General features: G+C 65.1%; 18 protein-coding genes and 1 pseudogene. 5 read left to right on the forward strand and 14 right to left on the reverse strand.

Going from position 1 to position 14,067, the window contains the following annotated elements; genetic code table 11:
- Window positions 1-40 precede the first annotated feature (40 nt).
- From L632_RS23950 to L632_RS0115980, 4 genes are all read right to left on the reverse strand, one after another.
- Window positions 41-1,042, reverse strand: a complete 1,002-nt coding sequence (locus L632_RS23950) for a CRISPR-associated endonuclease Cas3'' (RefSeq protein ID WP_084648121.1) — start codon at window positions 1,040-1,042, stop codon at window positions 41-43.
- A gap of 768 nt (window positions 1,043-1,810) precedes the next feature.
- Entirely contained in the window at window positions 1,811-2,089 is a 279-nt protein-coding gene (locus L632_RS0115970; RefSeq protein WP_028714782.1) for an I78 family peptidase inhibitor, read from the reverse strand.
- 3 nt (window positions 2,090-2,092) lie between these two features.
- Window positions 2,093-2,431 carry a hypothetical protein gene (locus L632_RS0115975; protein ID WP_028714781.1) on the reverse strand — a complete coding sequence of 113 codons (339 nt, stop codon included), beginning with the start codon at window positions 2,429-2,431 and terminating at the stop codon, window positions 2,093-2,095.
- 113 nt (window positions 2,432-2,544) lie between these two features.
- On the reverse strand, window positions 2,545-3,189 hold the full coding sequence (locus L632_RS0115980; protein ID WP_028717118.1) for a TetR/AcrR family transcriptional regulator: 645 nt from the start codon (window positions 3,187-3,189) through the stop codon (window positions 2,545-2,547).
- Window positions 3,190-4,090: 901 nt separating this feature from the next.
- Between L632_RS0115980 and L632_RS22860 the strand changes: the two genes are divergently transcribed.
- Window positions 4,091-4,612: a hypothetical protein gene (locus L632_RS22860; RefSeq protein WP_232215773.1), complete on the forward strand. Its 522-nt coding sequence runs from the start codon at window positions 4,091-4,093 to the stop codon at window positions 4,610-4,612.
- A 201-nt stretch (window positions 4,613-4,813) separates the two neighbouring features.
- Here L632_RS22860 and L632_RS0115995 read toward each other — a convergent pair whose 3' ends face one another.
- Window positions 4,814-5,128, reverse strand: coding sequence for a type II toxin-antitoxin system RelE/ParE family toxin (locus L632_RS0115995; protein WP_028714768.1), 315 nt, complete (start codon window positions 5,126-5,128; stop codon window positions 4,814-4,816).
- An 8-nt stretch (window positions 5,129-5,136) separates the two neighbouring features.
- The gene (locus L632_RS0116000; protein ID WP_028714767.1) at window positions 5,137-5,379 is read right to left on the reverse strand and encodes a type II toxin-antitoxin system ParD family antitoxin; all 243 of its coding nucleotides are present in this window, start codon (window positions 5,377-5,379) and stop codon (window positions 5,137-5,139) included.
- 229 nt (window positions 5,380-5,608) lie between these two features.
- Here L632_RS0116000 and L632_RS24705 point away from each other — a divergent pair.
- The 4 genes and pseudogenes from L632_RS24705 to L632_RS22875 all read left to right on the forward strand — a co-directional run.
- A pseudogene (locus L632_RS24705) lies at window positions 5,609-5,857 on the forward strand (integrase); the annotation flags it as partial.
- Window positions 5,858-5,904: 47 nt separating this feature from the next.
- Window positions 5,905-6,417 (forward strand): DMT family transporter, encoded by a 513-nt coding sequence (locus L632_RS24710; protein ID WP_051476469.1) that lies wholly within the window; start codon window positions 5,905-5,907, stop codon window positions 6,415-6,417.
- Complete coding sequence (locus tag L632_RS24715) at window positions 6,411-6,734, forward strand: hypothetical protein (RefSeq protein WP_051416407.1); 324 nt, start codon at window positions 6,411-6,413, stop codon at window positions 6,732-6,734. Before L632_RS24710 ends, L632_RS24715 begins: the two co-directional genes overlap by 7 nt.
- On the forward strand, window positions 6,715-7,050 hold the full coding sequence (locus tag L632_RS22875) for an SDR family oxidoreductase (protein WP_028714766.1): 336 nt from the start codon (window positions 6,715-6,717) through the stop codon (window positions 7,048-7,050). Before L632_RS24715 ends, L632_RS22875 begins: the two co-directional genes overlap by 20 nt.
- Window positions 7,051-7,150: 100 nt before the next feature.
- Here the strand turns inward: L632_RS22875 and L632_RS0116020 are convergent, their stop codons facing one another.
- Genes L632_RS0116020 through hutC form a run of 8 tightly spaced genes read right to left on the reverse strand, consistent with a single transcriptional unit; the run spans window position 7,151 to window position 13,922 of the window.
- Window positions 7,151-7,711 carry a TIGR02444 family protein gene (locus L632_RS0116020; protein WP_084648125.1) on the reverse strand — a complete coding sequence of 187 codons (561 nt, stop codon included), beginning with the start codon at window positions 7,709-7,711 and terminating at the stop codon, window positions 7,151-7,153.
- A 2-nt stretch (window positions 7,712-7,713) separates the two neighbouring features.
- The gene (locus L632_RS0116025; RefSeq protein WP_028717122.1) at window positions 7,714-9,096 is read right to left on the reverse strand and encodes an NAD(P)/FAD-dependent oxidoreductase; all 1,383 of its coding nucleotides are present in this window, start codon (window positions 9,094-9,096) and stop codon (window positions 7,714-7,716) included.
- A complete protein-coding gene (locus L632_RS0116030) occupies window positions 9,093-9,416 on the reverse strand; it encodes a (2Fe-2S)-binding protein (RefSeq protein ID WP_371255994.1) in 324 nt (107 codons plus the stop codon). Before L632_RS0116030 ends, L632_RS0116025 begins: the two co-directional genes overlap by 4 nt.
- On the reverse strand, window positions 9,388-10,503 hold the full coding sequence (locus L632_RS0116035; RefSeq protein ID WP_028714763.1) for an FAD-binding oxidoreductase: 1,116 nt from the start codon (window positions 10,501-10,503) through the stop codon (window positions 9,388-9,390). Before L632_RS0116035 ends, L632_RS0116030 begins: the two co-directional genes overlap by 29 nt.
- Window positions 10,500-11,213: an aspartate/glutamate racemase family protein gene (locus tag L632_RS0116040; protein WP_028714762.1), complete on the reverse strand. Its 714-nt coding sequence runs from the start codon at window positions 11,211-11,213 to the stop codon at window positions 10,500-10,502. Before L632_RS0116040 ends, L632_RS0116035 begins: the two co-directional genes overlap by 4 nt.
- Window positions 11,210-11,803: a UbiX family flavin prenyltransferase gene (locus L632_RS0116045; RefSeq protein WP_028714761.1), complete on the reverse strand. Its 594-nt coding sequence runs from the start codon at window positions 11,801-11,803 to the stop codon at window positions 11,210-11,212. Before L632_RS0116045 ends, L632_RS0116040 begins: the two co-directional genes overlap by 4 nt.
- 1 nt (window position 11,804) lies before the next feature.
- Window positions 11,805-13,136 (reverse strand): UbiD family decarboxylase, encoded by a 1,332-nt coding sequence (locus tag L632_RS0116050; protein ID WP_028717123.1) that lies wholly within the window; start codon window positions 13,134-13,136, stop codon window positions 11,805-11,807.
- A 33-nt stretch (window positions 13,137-13,169) separates the two neighbouring features.
- Window positions 13,170-13,922, reverse strand: coding sequence for a histidine utilization repressor (hutC, locus tag L632_RS0116055; protein WP_028714759.1), 753 nt, complete (start codon window positions 13,920-13,922; stop codon window positions 13,170-13,172).
- Window positions 13,923-14,067: the final 145 nt, after the last annotated feature.

Below are 14,067 nucleotides of genomic sequence, written 5' to 3' on the forward strand. Positions count from 1 at the left end.
GTTCCGGTCTTTCCCCTCATTCCGGCGTTTACAGTTTCGTTCACTTTGCGCCCCCTTTCGACTGAAGGGGGCGACCGGAATTCAGGCTGGCAACGCGCTTTTCCAGGTCGTTTCGATCCCCGCCCCGCGAAGGGGGGCGACGGACCATTAACGCCGAGCAGGCGCGCAAGGGCAACGTTTCGATCCCCGCCCCCGCGTAGGGGATCGCGAAGATAATCCTGCGGTGCCCATGACGTGCCGCGTGGTCCAACGCAAAGCCCAGTGAAGCCAGCGTCTTGCCGCCGCCGGTGGGCACGGTCAGCGTGAAAAGCCCCGGCGCCATCGCCGCAGCCTGCCGGACATGGATCAGGATCTCGGCGCGCAGGCGGTTGATGCGGCCATTCTGGCGAAATCCCGCCATATGCGCATCGAAGGCGTCTCTCCATTCCGGCAACAGATCGGCTAGGGCCGGCCAGTCGCGATCCGGCCGCGTGCCGTTCAGCCCGGCATAGAAGGACTCGGTATCGCGGAAATCGGCATCGACCAGACAGGAAAACACCATGCGCGCCGCGACCGACAGGTCGAAGCCGCAAGATGCCGGACGCATCAGCTTAGCCAGCTCCCTGGCAACCGGGCCAAAATCTGGGCTGGCCGCGGCCGAGATTTCCGGCGCGATCGGGTCGCGGAAGGTCTCAAGCCGGCGCTCCATACTGCTGTCGCCGCCATGGCGATCAGGCAATCCGGCGTGATGGCCCAGAATGGCATAGCCGATCACTTCAGAAATTGGCCGCAAACCGGCAGGCGTCCGGGCATGCAGCAGGGCAGCCCCAGCCGTCGAATGATCCACAAGCAATTTTTCGCCGGACAGGACACGATCAAAGGCGGGGTCATATTTGCCAAAGTCATGGAAAAGGCCAGCCATATACGCCGCCGCCGGCAACCCAAGGGGTGCAGCTCGACCGGCAGCCAGAGCAGCCGTATTCTCGAGATGGTCGGCCAGCAATTGCCAATCGTTTCGATCCTCACGAATACCCGTATGCGCATAGTATTTCAAAATCTTCATTCCTCCAGCCGCAAGCTATTGGCTGGTAATGATTCGAGCAACGAGTGGTATCGGCGTTTGGGAGCAGAGCTGCTCCAACCCCGCAAACCTGGGCTTTCTTAGGATTCGGGCGATTCGAACGGGCCAGGTGGCGAATTGCGATACCGGGAACTCGAACTCTACCGCGTTTCATAATCCGACGACCAAACGCGCTCTTGCCTAGGATCTCGATATCCTGCCGATCGCCATATTATGTATTGCCGACGGATTCGCCGCTCTTTGCGCTGTTGTCAGTCCGCTCTCGCCCGTTTGGAACAGTGACCCTCCCAGGTCGCTTCGTTATGGACGAACGGTGGCGCTCACGAGATACGCAGATGCGATGCCGTGAGGCGCCCGCCACACATCGAATCAATATCGCCCTTAGCGGCACGCCTCGGGATATTCGCGGGATATTCCCGGACGTCCTCCAGGCCGATGACGGGGGCGGAATCAGCGGCCAAGACGCTCGGCACCCCCACGGCCCAGGCGATCATGGCAGCGATTTTTATGGAGACCCCAAAACATGCCCGCAGTTCCAGTTCACGGGCCTCGGCGCCCCTCAGCATCTCGCACGATTTGAACGATATCGCGGGGGTCTGATCCCATCGCTATAGCTATTTCGACCAGTTCCACCACCTCGACCCGCCGCTCGCCATTCTCGTACTTCGCCACGAAGGATTGAAGGTGCGCATTGCCGGAGGCAAAGGAGATACAGCCGCCCGAACCGGCGAAGACACCGCCGGGCCTGGTTCAGTAGCAGCCGATCTTGGCGATCCGGCCGTCTTCGCCGATCTCGAAATTCATCCGGCTTGCACGGAAATCCATCGTCACCGCATCGCGCGGACCAATGACGCGCGTGCCCGCGGGCAGGGTCATCCCGTCAAGGACACCGCGCGGCTGGCCGATCAGGCCGCGGAAGGATGCCGCGTTGCAGCTGTCGGACTCGGTCCCCGGGGCCTGCGCCGGAGGCTCGGCCTCGACGCAGGCGGCAAGCGCGCAAAGCGGGACGAGCAGCAGGAAACGCCGCATCCGTCAGCCGCAGTCGATGTTGTAGATGTTGCCGGCCGCATCCAGGCGGAACACGATGCGCAGCGGATCGTATTCCTGCGGCTCGATGCCGCGATATTCCACGACCCGATATTCGCGGGTGACGCCCAGGCTGGGGATGATCGTGCCGGGTTGGCCCAGGGCCGAAACGTAATTCTTGGCATGGCAGGCATCGGGCTCGCGCGATTCCAGTCCGCTGACGCCGGCCACCGGGACGGGCGGCAACGGCTGCACGGCGGCAGCCGGCTCGGGCGCGGACTGATAGGCCGGCGCGCAGGCGGCCAGGGGGGCAAGGGCAAGAAGCGCGATCAGGGCTCGGGTCATCGGGCGATCATCCAGTGAGAGAATTTCTGCCGCGGCATCATAAGCGGGCCGCAGGGGAATGAGAAGCGGCCCCCCGCAGGAAGCGCCGGTGCGTTGCATCAAAGCATGGCTACCTATTCGGCAGCCTCGATCAACGATTTGCGACCATTGCCATAGCAGGCCAGGAAAATGGCCACCGCGCTGCGATTCACCTTGCGCAGCAGCTCCTTGTCCACCGATTGCGGTCCCAGGAACAGGGCGCGGTCGTGGATGGTCACGCCCGCCAGCTCGATCAGCTGGTCGGCCGCCAGCTCCAGGTCCGTGATGCTGAGTTCGCCGCGCTGGACGCAACGGTCGAGATAGCCGATGAGCTGCTGGCGCAGCAGCGCCGGCCCGGATTCGTAATATTCCTGCGCCAGAGAGGGGAAACGCTCGGCCTCGCCCACGCTGACCCGAAAGATGCGCAGCCCGAATTCCGAGATCATATGCGCCGAGATGATCTGCACGATGAAGGGCAGCACCTGCTCGACCGGCAGGTCGACCTCGATCAGCGCGCTGGCATCGGCGGCCTCGCGCGCAAGCTCGTTGCGGAAGACCTCCATGAACATGATGCGCTTGTCGGGAAAATAGCTGTAGAGCGTCGCCTTGGACACCCCCGCCTCGCGGGCGATGTCGTCGACGCTTGCCCCCTCGAACCCATCGCGCAGAAAGATCGTACGGGCGCCTTCCAGCACCTGCAAAAATTTTCGGCCGCGCGTCACCGGAAGAGCCTTAGGCATCCGCAAGAAACCCCCTCATTACTCCTTAACTTGCTCCGCAAGGCCCGCGGAACAAAAAACTCGTACACAGTGACGCCGACGCAAATCGAACCTTCATGTTCATAAGGCAAACTGGATTCTTTGCAAAGCCTCCGCGCGGCGAAGTCCAATATGTCTAATACCTCGCGCATTGATTGGCCCAGCAATCCCGACGGATCAATAGCGAATCGTCCGCCGTGGGGGCACCGGGCGGATATGGCGGAAAAAACCCGAAAAAACAGGCGTTTTTCCGCGCATGACCGGTTGGGCGGAAAGAACGCCGCCAGAACCGTCCGACGGGGGACGATCCGAGTCCTGCGTCGCCGGACCCGTTGGAACAGTCCATTTCCCATGATTCGGCAAGGCAGCGGCGTCCCCGCCGCAAAGCTCGGTGGTACCCGCAGCGCGATGTGCCAGGACGCCTCTTCCTCCGCCACGATTCGACATCCGGACCAACGGCCCGCGCCGGCGAAGGAGGGAAATCGCAGAAAGCGACGCCGGCGGGTCGGTGCCGACGGCGCACGCCGCCCCGCGTGACCTCTACCTTGTCGAGCAATTCGAAGCGCTGGCGGACCGTCACCACAATCTCAGCTTTGCGGCTGTCTTGTCAGATACGCAGACGCCCCCATCGGCATGGCGCGTGACTGACGCAGCGGCCCAGGATCTCAACGACTTCGACGGGAGAAAAAGGCTCCTCAAAGGAAGATTGATCGTGTCAGTCGCATTATTGTGCGCTATTTGTTCTCATCCGCATAGGGTCAGGACTCGTTCTCGCGTCATAGGCAGAACATGACGGTGGCGGCGAGTGCGAGGGCGGAGAGGAAGACCCTGGGGCAGGTCACGCGCTCCAAGCCTCGATCCTGAACGGACTCAAAAACACCTGATGGAGCCGGAGCTGTTTCGGGAGTTCTGCGCCGAGTTCACCCGGGAGGTAAACCGGCTGCGCATGGAGCGCGGCGCCGATCTGACCGCCGTGCGCGAAGAGCTTCCCCGTATCGACCGCGAACTGTCGAAGCTGCTGGCGGCGCTGAAGGCCGGCGGTCCGATCCAGGCCATCGTCGACAACATGAAGCGGCTGGAAGCGCGCAAGGCCGAGCTGACGGAGAAGCTGGCCAACGCCGACGAACCCCCACCCCTGCTGCACCCGAACATGGCGGCGCTCTATGCTCAACGCATCGCGGAGCTTTCGGAGAACCTGCGGCACGAGGACGGCCGCGCGCAGGCGGCGGCGCGACCACGTGACGCTGGTGCCAGAGGACGGCGAGCTGGCCATCGTGCTGCGCGGCGATCTCGGCGCCATCCTGCGCTTTGCCGCGGGAAAGAAGTATCCGGATTTCCTGTCGGAAGCCGAGGCGCTGGACAATCTTCTGGCGCAGTCGGGCAGCTTGCGGAAGCCCAGGCTTAGAAACGGAAAAACCTCCGCGCTTAATGCCACGGAGGTTTCGTAATTATCGTTGGTTGCGGGGGCCCGCAACTACCGAGACCGACACTCGCTCGAAGTCCCTGCATAAAAACAGAAAATCCATTTCTCGTCGGACTTTCAAGTGTGCTGGCACCGTCCGGGCCAAGGGCGCTCCGAAGACCGAAAAGGCGCCCAAACCCCGTTTCATTCAATGTCTTCGTAATACACCAGCGCGGGAAGATACCGCCTCTGATGCAGTATCCGCAGCACGACAACCGCATCTCCTGCGGCCTTGATCGGCGCGTAGAAGATGATGTGCTTTCCGTAATTGAGCGAACGCATCCCCGGCAGGAACAGATCTCGCGGCCGGCCCGAGAGTGGCACCTGCTCAATCCGCTCGAATGCAGAAGCAAGACCCCGATAATAGCGCAGCCATTGCTCCCTGCCCCACTGTTCAACCGTATATTGGCGGATCTCCTCCAGATCCTGCCTGGCAAGGTCGGATAGCCTGATCGCCATTCGGAGGGTCAGCCTCGGAAGGCGTCCGGCTCGAAGGCACGGGCGTCGAACTCCGCGAAGCCCCCTGCCTCGGCTGCAGCGGCAGCTTCCTCAAGTTCCGCCTTCAGCGCATAGAACTGTCTTGCGCCGTCCTTCTCCATCAGCAGGCGGATCCCAGCGCGCACGACCTCGCTGAGGTTGGCATAGGCACCGGACCTGATCTGGCCCTCGACATAATCCCGCATCGGTTCCGTCAGATGGACGTTGGGCATGGCGACATCTCCTTCATGCTCGATCATATCAGATTCGAGCATAGTCTCAACCGTTCGACGCCGCCCGGCACCGGCGTCACCCCGCCCATGGGCGCGGGCGAGGCGCCGCAGAAATGTCAGCCCTTCTGCGGGGCGAACGCCGCGCGATATTGCGACTGGCGTTCCAGCATCCAGCCCGGATATTCGGCGGGCAGCTTCGTCACCCTGTCGAGCGCGGATCTCGGCAGCGATGTTCAACGTGCGGATTTCGTCGCTGCGGTTCTTCTTCGGCATCACCTGCGGGCGCGAGAACATGAAGCGCTACATGCAGTTCCGAAGCAAGCCGCGGAGATTGCCGGCTGTCCTCAGCGTCGAAGAGGTGGGCGACCTGATGGCCGCGGCGCCCGGGCGGGGACTGAAGTACCGTGCTGCCCTGGGCATCAGCTACGGGGCCGGCCTTCGCGCCGCCGAGGTTTGCAACCTCAAGGTCACGGATATCTTACGTCTGTCGCGCTCGACCTCGTCTTGGGGTCGAACTTCTTCTTCATGAAATGGGCGACGGTCCCGACCTCGCCGGCACAGACTGCGTTCCTGCGCGTGCTGTTCGGCTTTCTGCCGCTGGCGGTCATCGCATGGAGGTCGGACGTCATCACCCGCAGCCAGTTTTTGCATCTGCCGCATTCTGCCGTCATGTCGGTGCCGAGGACGACCTTCTACTCCTGCGGTTTCGTTGCCTGGACCGCCCTGTTCCCCACCAGCATTGCCGGGCTGTTCAGCAGCGCCATTCCCATCTTCGCCTTTCTTTGCGCGTTCCTGTTCTTGTGCAGAGATCGACCGATCCGCCCGATGGCGTCGGGTGTCGAACTCGGCTTTGTCGGGATCGTGCTGAATGCGCGTCCCTGGGAAGGGACGGCTGGCGTCTCGCCGCTTGGCGTGCTGCGGATGCTGGCCGGGACGATCAGCCTGTGCGTGTCGTTCGTCCATGTCCGGCACTTCCTGTTGCCCCTGAAGCGGCCATCGCTGGCCCTGGCACCTGGCAAACCGGACTGGCGATGGTGACCTTGCTACTGCTGACCGATCTCGAGGGCATTGGCACCATTGCCATGGATGCGCATGCCTTGCCGGGAACAATCATCGGCCTGGGTATGCTGGGAGCAAGTGAGGCTTTCCTGAGCTACTACGTAATTATTGAAAGGCTTGAGCCGGTGCGGGTGTCCGGTGCGACCTACATCGCCCCGATGGTCGCGCTCCTGATCGACGTCGCCGTGGGCAAGAGAATTACCACTCTGGGGATCCTGGCGGCGGCTCTGTCATATTCACCGCATCGATGGCCTCCTACATGGGCCTGCCCTATGGATGGGATATACCGTCGCTAAGTCCGCCCTGCTCGGGGTCGTGCGTGCCCTTTCCGCCGAATTCGCTGACCAGAACGTCCGGGTGAACGGCATCGCGCCGGGGTGGATCGCCATCCCCCTCTATCGGGGTGCCAGGGGTGCCGATCCCGCGCGCAAGGCCAAGGCCTCGGGGCGAATCCAGATGGGACGCATCGGCGAGGTCGAGGATGTCGGCTGGACCTGCGTGTTCCTGGCCTCGGACGCCGCCGCCTGTATTACCGGCCAGGCAGTGGCCGTGGATGGGCGGAGCCCTGGCGGGCATCTGACCTTCGGGAACGCAATCGCTCCGACATGCTAGCAACCATCAAGGGCTGCTGCATGTGACGCATCTGTATGATGTCGCGGGCGGGACATGCCAGCCGCTGGGGGGCCGGCTTGCAAGGATACCACAGCTTAGCTCAGGTCGCTGCGCATCCTTTCTTCGGGCCCGCCAGGATTTCGCAAATATACCGGGCATCTTCGGGCAGCAGCGTGGCGCGGTCCGGGGCCTGAAGATCCAGCACTAGGCTTGCCGCTTCCTGCAAGGGTTTCTCGCCGGCAGGCCGCATCGTTGGTGAAAGCGACCGAATCAAGGCTTCCAGCACCTCTGCCTCGATCCGTTCGGCCATGAGCTCCTGCGCCTTGACCGCCTCGCGCAGGGCAGGAATGCGCGGGTTCCAGGCCAGGATGGTGCCGGACTTCATCACCGTCCTGATGCGGCGCAGGGGGTGGATCACGTCTTGCCGCCACCGCGCGCATGAGGCGTCCAGTGCCCGGATGGCGGCGGCATCCAGGGCCTTGCCCAGAACCGCTCCGTGAAGGACGGCAAGAAACAGCGGGATGTCCAGCCCATATGTCTCCTGCAGGCGCAGGCAGACCGGGGCCACGCCCGGCGCGGCATAGACCTGCAGCATGAAGGGCCAGAGTTCCGTCGCCTCGTCCTTCTCGGCGGCGCATTTCCCTTCAGGTTTTGCAGGCATCATCATGCTCCCTCGCTCGCAAGCGCGGCGATCTCGCCCACACTCACCGGCCGAAGCGGCGGCCGGACGGTCAGCCAGCCCGCCTCCTCCATGGTCACGCCGCGCATCCGGGCCGTCAACTGGGCCAGGGTCGGGCCGCAGATCCGGCCCTGGCAAGGGCCCATGCCACAGCGCAGGAACGCCTTGAGCTGGTTCGGCCCGGCAGCGCCGACGGCAAGGCTTGCCCGGATCTCGCCGCAGCGCACCTCTTCGCAGCGGCAGGCGACCACCTCGTCCGGGGGCGTCAGCAATTCCGGTGCAGGCCGGTAAAGGCGTTCGATCAGCGGGCGCGCGGCAAGATGGGCGCGACGCGCGCGGCGCGTGGCCGAAACAAGCAGAGGATCGACCTGATGGCCAAGCCGTTCCAGAATGGCGATGGCGGCGATGCGCCCTTCAAGCAAGGCCACCATGGCACCGCCGATCCCGCCGGCATCGCCCGCGACATGGACATGGTCCAGCGAGCTGCGCAGATCGCGGTCCCGCGCCGGATGGAAGGCGACCGCAGCCTCGGACCAGAGCATCCGGCACCCCAGGCTGCGCAGCAGATGGGTTTCGGGGATGACGCCTTCGTGCAGGCCGATGCGGGACAGCCGCAGCCTGTGCCGGCCGCGGCCGAGAAAGCGCAGAACGAGGCTACCGTCCCCATCGGGTTCGATCCCGATCTGACGGGCATTGGTATGGACGGCGATCCCCGCCCGGCGCAGCTGCCACAAGAGCCCCGCGCCCTTGACCAGATAGGCCGGGCCGTGCCCCAGCAACGCGCGCGGCAGGTGCCGCAAAGCCGCAAGCGTGGCCGCCGGGCGGGCGGTATCGACCAGCACCAGATCGCGCTTGCCCGCCGTCAGGCATTGCACGGCATAAAGATAGACAAGCGGCCCCGTCCCCACCAGCGCAAGCGGCCCCTGGGGCAGCAGCCCCTCGCGCTTGAGCAGGATCTGCAGGCCGCCGATGGTGGTCACCCCGGGCAGCGTCCAGCCGGGCAGCGGGACCGGCCGCTCCATCGCGCCGGTCGCGACCAGCAGGTGCCACGCGGCTTCGCGGCGCAGGCCCCCCGCATCCCTGAGCCAGACCGCGCCGTCCGGATCGACCCGCCACGCCTCGGTCGAGAAGGCGAGCGTGGCGCCGCTGGCCCGCAGCCGCGCCACCTCGGCCGCACCGGCGCGATAGTCGGGACCAAGGACAGCGGCCCGGCTTTCGGGAACGGTCTCGATACCGCGCCAGATCTGGCCGCCCGGGCCGGGCGACTCGTCGACAAGCAGGACCCGCGCGCCGCGTTCGGCCAACAGGCTGGCGCCGCCGATCCCAGCCGGGCCGGCGCCGATGACGATCGCGTCCCAGCGGCTCATTTCCCCGCCCCCGCCGCATCGCGCCGCGCACCGATCTGGCGGCGCACCCTCATCCCGGCCCGTGCGGCCACCATGCAGGCACGCTGGTTGTCCTGGCCGTCTATGCTCACGAGGCAATCGAAACAGGCCCCCATCAGGCACCATGGCCCGCGCGCGGCGCCGGAAACCGGGGTTTCGCGAAAAGCCGTGACGCCAGCGGCCATCAACGCGCCGGCGACCGTCTCTCCGGGCCGGAAGCGCAGCGGGCGGCCTTCGAAGAACAGTTCGGCACCCGCCTCGGGCGCCAGGGGATCAAGTCGAATGAACGGCAAGGCGCGCACTCCGCATGGATCGGGGGGCGGGGCCGAGATCGCCCCGGGCCAGGGCGGGGCCGAGTTCGAGCGCATGCAGGCTCGCCAGCGTGACCCCGCTGTGACAAGTGACAAGAAAGGCCCCCGGCATCTCGGGCGATTCGTCATAGATCGGCAGGCCGTCCGGAGTCATGATCCTGAGCGCGGCCCAGGCCCGAACCAGGCGCGCCGCGCGTAGGGCCGGGAACAGCCGCGTGCCGATGCGGCAAAGCCGGGCGATGGCCTCGACCTCGGTCGCGGTCGAAAAGCCGGCATCCTCATGCGTGCTGCCCAGCAGCACCGTGCCCTCGCGACTTTGGCGGATGGCGCTGGCAGGATGGTGCAGGAAGGGCGCCACCCGGTCTGTCACCACGATCTGGCCGCGCTCGGGCATCAGACGCGGCTCCAGCCCGACCTGGCGCGCCAGCGCATCGGCGCCAAGGCCGGCCGAGATGACGATCCGGCGGCCCGTTACCTCGGCCCCCGAGGCATCGCGGATCGCAAAGCCCCGATGCGGATCCCGCCGGATCTCGCGTGCCGAGAAATTCGTCCGCAGCCGGCCGCCGTGCCGGACCACCCCTTCGTGAAAGGCGCGCAAGGCGAACAGCGGGCTGACCTCGCCATCGAGGTCGGAAAGCGAGGCGCCAAGCACCTGCGGACCAATGCCCGGCGCGATTTCGCGCAGGGCTTCGCGGTCAAGCAATTCGATGCTGATATCGGCGGCTTCGGCACGGGTGCGCGCGATCAGCGCCCGGCGCTGTTCCATCTCTTCTGCCGAGCAGCAGAAATGCAGCCCGCCGCCGCCGCGCCAGCCGATATCGATCCCGCTTTCCTCGCCCAGGATGCGGGCAAGCTCGGGCCATCGCCTGCCGGCACGGATCGACCAATGCATGTAGTCAGGATGGCCGAGCCCCTTGCCCTGCAACCAGACCAGGCCGAAATTCCCGCGCGAGGCACGGAAGGCGATGTCGCCCTCGTCCAGCAGGGTCACGTCGGCCCCAGCCCGCGCAGCGCCCCAGGCAAGCGCCGCGCCGATCAGGCCCCCGCCGATGACGACCAGTTCGCCGGCCACGCTCATCCCGGCCAGTCCGGCGGTTGCAAGGACAGGTGCATCCAGCGCAGGAGCGTGACGATATCAAAGACCGGAAGGCCAAACCGACGCGATACCGCCGCCGAATAGGGCGGCAGGTTGGCGCATTCGAAGACCAGCGCGCCGACCTCGGGATGACGGTCCAGCAGTTCCGCCACCGTGGCCATCATGTCGGCCTCCTGCGCGGCGCGGTCCACCTCGGGCGCCTGCTCGCGCATGTTGCGCAGCAACGGCCCATCAAAGGGCAGCGCCGCCATGGGCAGCCCGGCTTGCGCACCCACGCCGCGAAAATGCCGCTCGTCCAGCGCAGAAGGGTCCGAGACGATCAGCCCCGGCACCCGCCCCGCGGGCAGGATGCGCTGGATCAACGGAATCTGGAGCAGCGCCGAGGACAGGAAGGGCACTGGAGAATACCGGACCAGCTCGTCCTGGAGCGCGGCGAGGAAACCGCAGCTGGTGGTGATCGCCGAACAGCCCAGCCCGGCCAGATCGTCTATCGCGGCGCGAAAGGCGTCCAGGGCATGGCGCGGATCGCCCTCGATCACGTCGCGCGGCCTGACGCCCCGCACCACGCGAAACTGCACCGCAAAAGGCCAGGTGCCGGCATGGGCGATGTCGCCGGGCAGGCGGCGAAACCCGGTATCCAGCACGATGATGCCTAGCATCACCCCGTGGACCGTACGGCGCGCGGGGGTCATGGCATCTCTCCAGCAAGGGCGTCCTTCAACCCGCTCCAGCGCCGCACCGCACCGGTGTCGATATCGAAAAGGTCCAGCGCCCGCGCGGTGGAATGGGCCACCACCTCGTCCAGATCCCGCGGCTTGGCGTAAAAGGCCGGCACGGGCGGCATGATGATCGCGCCCATCTTCGTCAGCCGCGTCATCGTCTCCAGATGGCCCAGGTGCAGCGGCGTTTCGCGCAGCATCAGCACCAACCGGCGGCGTTCCTTGAGTACGACATCTGCCGCGCGGCTCATAAGGGTCGAGGTGACGCCGGTGGCGATCTCGGACATGGTCCTGACCGAACAGGGCGCAACCAGCATGCCCATGGTGCGAAACGAGCCTGAAGCGATGCTGGCGCCGATATCAGCCACCGGATGGATCACGTCCGCGCGGCCCTCCAGGTCGGCACTCCTGAGGCCAAGTTCCTGGTTCAGCGTCAGCAGGGCCGAGCGGGACACCACCAGATGGGTTTCCACGCCCGCCTCCCGTGCCAATGCCAGGGCCGCGATGCCATAGGCGGCACCCGAGGCGCCAGAGATGCCGATGACCAGCCGCCGCGTGCCCATCTCAGTGCCCCGGGAACCAGTCTTCGGCGCGGACCTGCTCGCCCAGGCGCAGGCGCTTGCGCTCAAACTCGGCCTCGCGTCCCCATGGCTTGGTAGCATCGACCAGAAGCCGGCCCCAATGGTCCTTTTGCTCGTCGCGATAGAAGGACGGGGTTTCGGGGATGATCATCATGTCCTTGTCGGGTCGGCAGCGGGTCAGGATCGCCCACTGCACGTCGTCCATGTCGTAGATGTCCACGTCGGTATCGACCACGGTGATCTGCTTGGCCCAGATCGGTTCGGCGCCGATGGTGGCCAACATGACCTGGCGGGCATGGCCCTCGAACTGCGGCTCGATCTGCACGACGGCATGGTTCACGAAGGGCTGGCAGGTGACGTTCACGATCCCCGGCAGGGCCGCGGAAAGCCGCTGGTAGATATTGGCCGAAACCGAAAGCTCCAGCGTCAGCACCTCTTCGGGTGAGCCGCAAAGAATGGAATGGAACATCGCATCCTTGCGCACGGTGACGCCCAGCACCTCGAAGACGGCATTCGGGGCCTCGGCCACGTAATAGCCCATGAACTCGCCGAATGGCCCTTCGGGCAGGCGGACATTGGGCAGGAAGCGGCCCTCGATCACCACCTCGGTCTCGGCCGGCACCTCAAGGTCGATATGGTTGCACTTGCGCATGGCGACGGGCTTGCCGCGCAGCCGGGCCGCAACCTCAAGCTCATCCACGTCATAGGGCAAGGGCGCGGCCGCGGTCAGGAAGGCATGGGCCGGCGGTCCGATGAGCATCGCGGCTTCAAGCGGCCGACCCATCTTTTCGGCCTTCTCGTGATAGATCGTCAGATGGTGGCGCGGCGCAAGGCGGCAGCGCAGCTCACCGTCGTCGATATACATCGAGCGGTGATAGGACAGGTTGCCCACCCCCGTCTCGGGATCCTTCGCGATGAACATGGCCGAGGTGAAATAGGCCCCGCCATCGCGGTCGGAATAGGTGATGAGGGGCAGGTCGGAAAGCCTGACCTCTTCATATTCCGGCAGATCGGCGGGGGCGGCAGGAACAAGCGGCTGCTTCATGTCGGCCGCGCCCAGCGATGAGAGCCTGCTCCACTGCCGACAGAAATCGGCGGCGTCGATGCCGATCACCTCGCCCAGCCGCTCGCGCGTGCTGTAGATGTTGCTCACGACGGGAAAGCGGGTGCCCTTCACATTGGTGAACATCACCGGCCTGGCCCATTTCTTCTGCGCAAGCTGGGTGACAGCAGCAAGCTCATGCGCGGGATCGATCTCGCGATCGACGACCAGCAGGTCGCCACGGGCCTCAAGCTTGCGGACGAACTCTCTCATATCGGACTCCTTGCGGTGTTTCCCTGCACGGGATCAGCGGGTCTTTCCGCCCTGAAGCGTGGGCACGATGCGGTTGGAGCGCGCCTCATGGGTCGAGCGCAGGCGATAACGGTCGCCGGGATAGATGAAGCGGCTGCGCGTGACGGGAATGCCGTCCCGCCAGGTCGAGCGGTCCAGCAGCAGGCAGGGCTGGTTCTCGTCGATCTGCAGATGCTTGCGCACCTCTTCGTCGGCACGGATGGCGCGGATCGTGTTGTCCACGGTCGTCACGCGGGTCTCGCGCAAAAGCCAATTGTGCGGCGTGATGCGCGAGAAATCCTGTTCCAGATAGGCCGGCGCCTCGGCAGCGTTCACATAGCGATCCTCAAGCTGGATCGGCGTGCCGTCTTCGAGATGCAGCAGACGCGAGTGAAAGACGGTGTCGTCCGGCGAAAGCTGCAGCATGTTGCGCCCCGGACTGTCGCGCCCCAGGATCGCATGCTGAAGCACCCGGCAGGAATGCGCGCCGCCCGAGAAGGCGATTTCCTCGGAGATGTCGGGCAGGTTGAAGACCGCGCATTGCATCCGCGGCCCGATGACGAAGGTGCCCCGCCCCTGGATGCGCAGCAGCACGCCATCGGTCTGCAACTCTCGTAGCGCCCGGCGCACGGTCAGCCGCGAGGCGCCGAATTCGCCCGCCAGATCCTCTTCCGAGGGGACCTGGAAGTTCGCCGGCCATTCCTCGGTCTCGATCCTGCGGTCGATCGCGCTCTTGATCTGTTCGTAAAGGGGCTGATCCGTGGTCACTGCACCATCCAAAGTGATATCATTATTGATCCGTTATCATCCCACACCTCCCGACATTGCAAGTGGAATCTGGTCATTCTACCCGCTTCAGGGACCGAAATCGCCCGAAAGAAGCCTTTCCCTGCATATTTTGCTTAAATTATAG

The organism is Paracoccus sp. J39 (assembly GCF_000518925.1).
In the GTDB taxonomy this organism is placed as follows: Bacteria; Pseudomonadota; Alphaproteobacteria; order Rhodobacterales; family Rhodobacteraceae; genus Paracoccus.

Excerpts from the sequence above, each read along its gene's own strand:
- L632_RS0115995 (WP_028714768.1), bottom strand. The coding sequence starts at position 5,128 with ATGGCGATCAGGCTATCCGACCTTGCCAGGCAGGATCTGGAGGAGATC.
- L632_RS0115975 (WP_028714781.1), bottom strand. The coding sequence starts at position 2,431 with ATGACCCGAGCCCTGATCGCGCTTCTTGCCCTTGCCCCCCTGGCCGCC.
- L632_RS22875 (WP_028714766.1), top strand. The coding sequence starts at position 6,715 with ATGGGATATACCGTCGCTAAGTCCGCCCTGCTCGGGGTCGTGCGTGCC.
- L632_RS0116000 (WP_028714767.1), bottom strand. The coding sequence starts at position 5,379 with ATGCCCAACGTCCATCTGACGGAACCGATGCGGGATTATGTCGAGGGC.
- L632_RS0116040 (WP_028714762.1), bottom strand. The coding sequence starts at position 11,213 with ATGACCCCCGCGCGCCGTACGGTCCACGGGGTGATGCTAGGCATCATC.
- L632_RS0116020 (WP_084648125.1), bottom strand. The coding sequence starts at position 7,711 with ATGCCTGCAAAACCTGAAGGGAAATGCGCCGCCGAGAAGGACGAGGCG.
- L632_RS22860 (WP_232215773.1), top strand. The coding sequence starts at position 4,091 with ATGGAGCCGGAGCTGTTTCGGGAGTTCTGCGCCGAGTTCACCCGGGAG.
- L632_RS0116045 (WP_028714761.1), bottom strand. The coding sequence starts at position 11,803 with ATGGGCACGCGGCGGCTGGTCATCGGCATCTCTGGCGCCTCGGGTGCC.
- L632_RS24715 (WP_051416407.1), top strand. The coding sequence starts at position 6,411 with ATGGTGACCTTGCTACTGCTGACCGATCTCGAGGGCATTGGCACCATT.
- L632_RS0116035 (WP_028714763.1), bottom strand. The coding sequence starts at position 10,503 with ATGAGCGTGGCCGGCGAACTGGTCGTCATCGGCGGGGGCCTGATCGGC.
- L632_RS0115970 (WP_028714782.1), bottom strand. The coding sequence starts at position 2,089 with ATGCGGCGTTTCCTGCTGCTCGTCCCGCTTTGCGCGCTTGCCGCCTGC.
- L632_RS23950 (WP_084648121.1), bottom strand. The coding sequence starts at position 1,042 with ATGAAGATTTTGAAATACTATGCGCATACGGGTATTCGTGAGGATCGA.
- L632_RS0116050 (WP_028717123.1), bottom strand. The coding sequence starts at position 13,136 with ATGAGAGAGTTCGTCCGCAAGCTTGAGGCCCGTGGCGACCTGCTGGTC.
- L632_RS24710 (WP_051476469.1), top strand. The coding sequence starts at position 5,905 with ATGAAATGGGCGACGGTCCCGACCTCGCCGGCACAGACTGCGTTCCTG.
- L632_RS0116025 (WP_028717122.1), bottom strand. The coding sequence starts at position 9,096 with ATGAGCCGCTGGGACGCGATCGTCATCGGCGCCGGCCCGGCTGGGATC.
- L632_RS0115980 (WP_028717118.1), bottom strand. The coding sequence starts at position 3,189 with ATGCCTAAGGCTCTTCCGGTGACGCGCGGCCGAAAATTTTTGCAGGTG.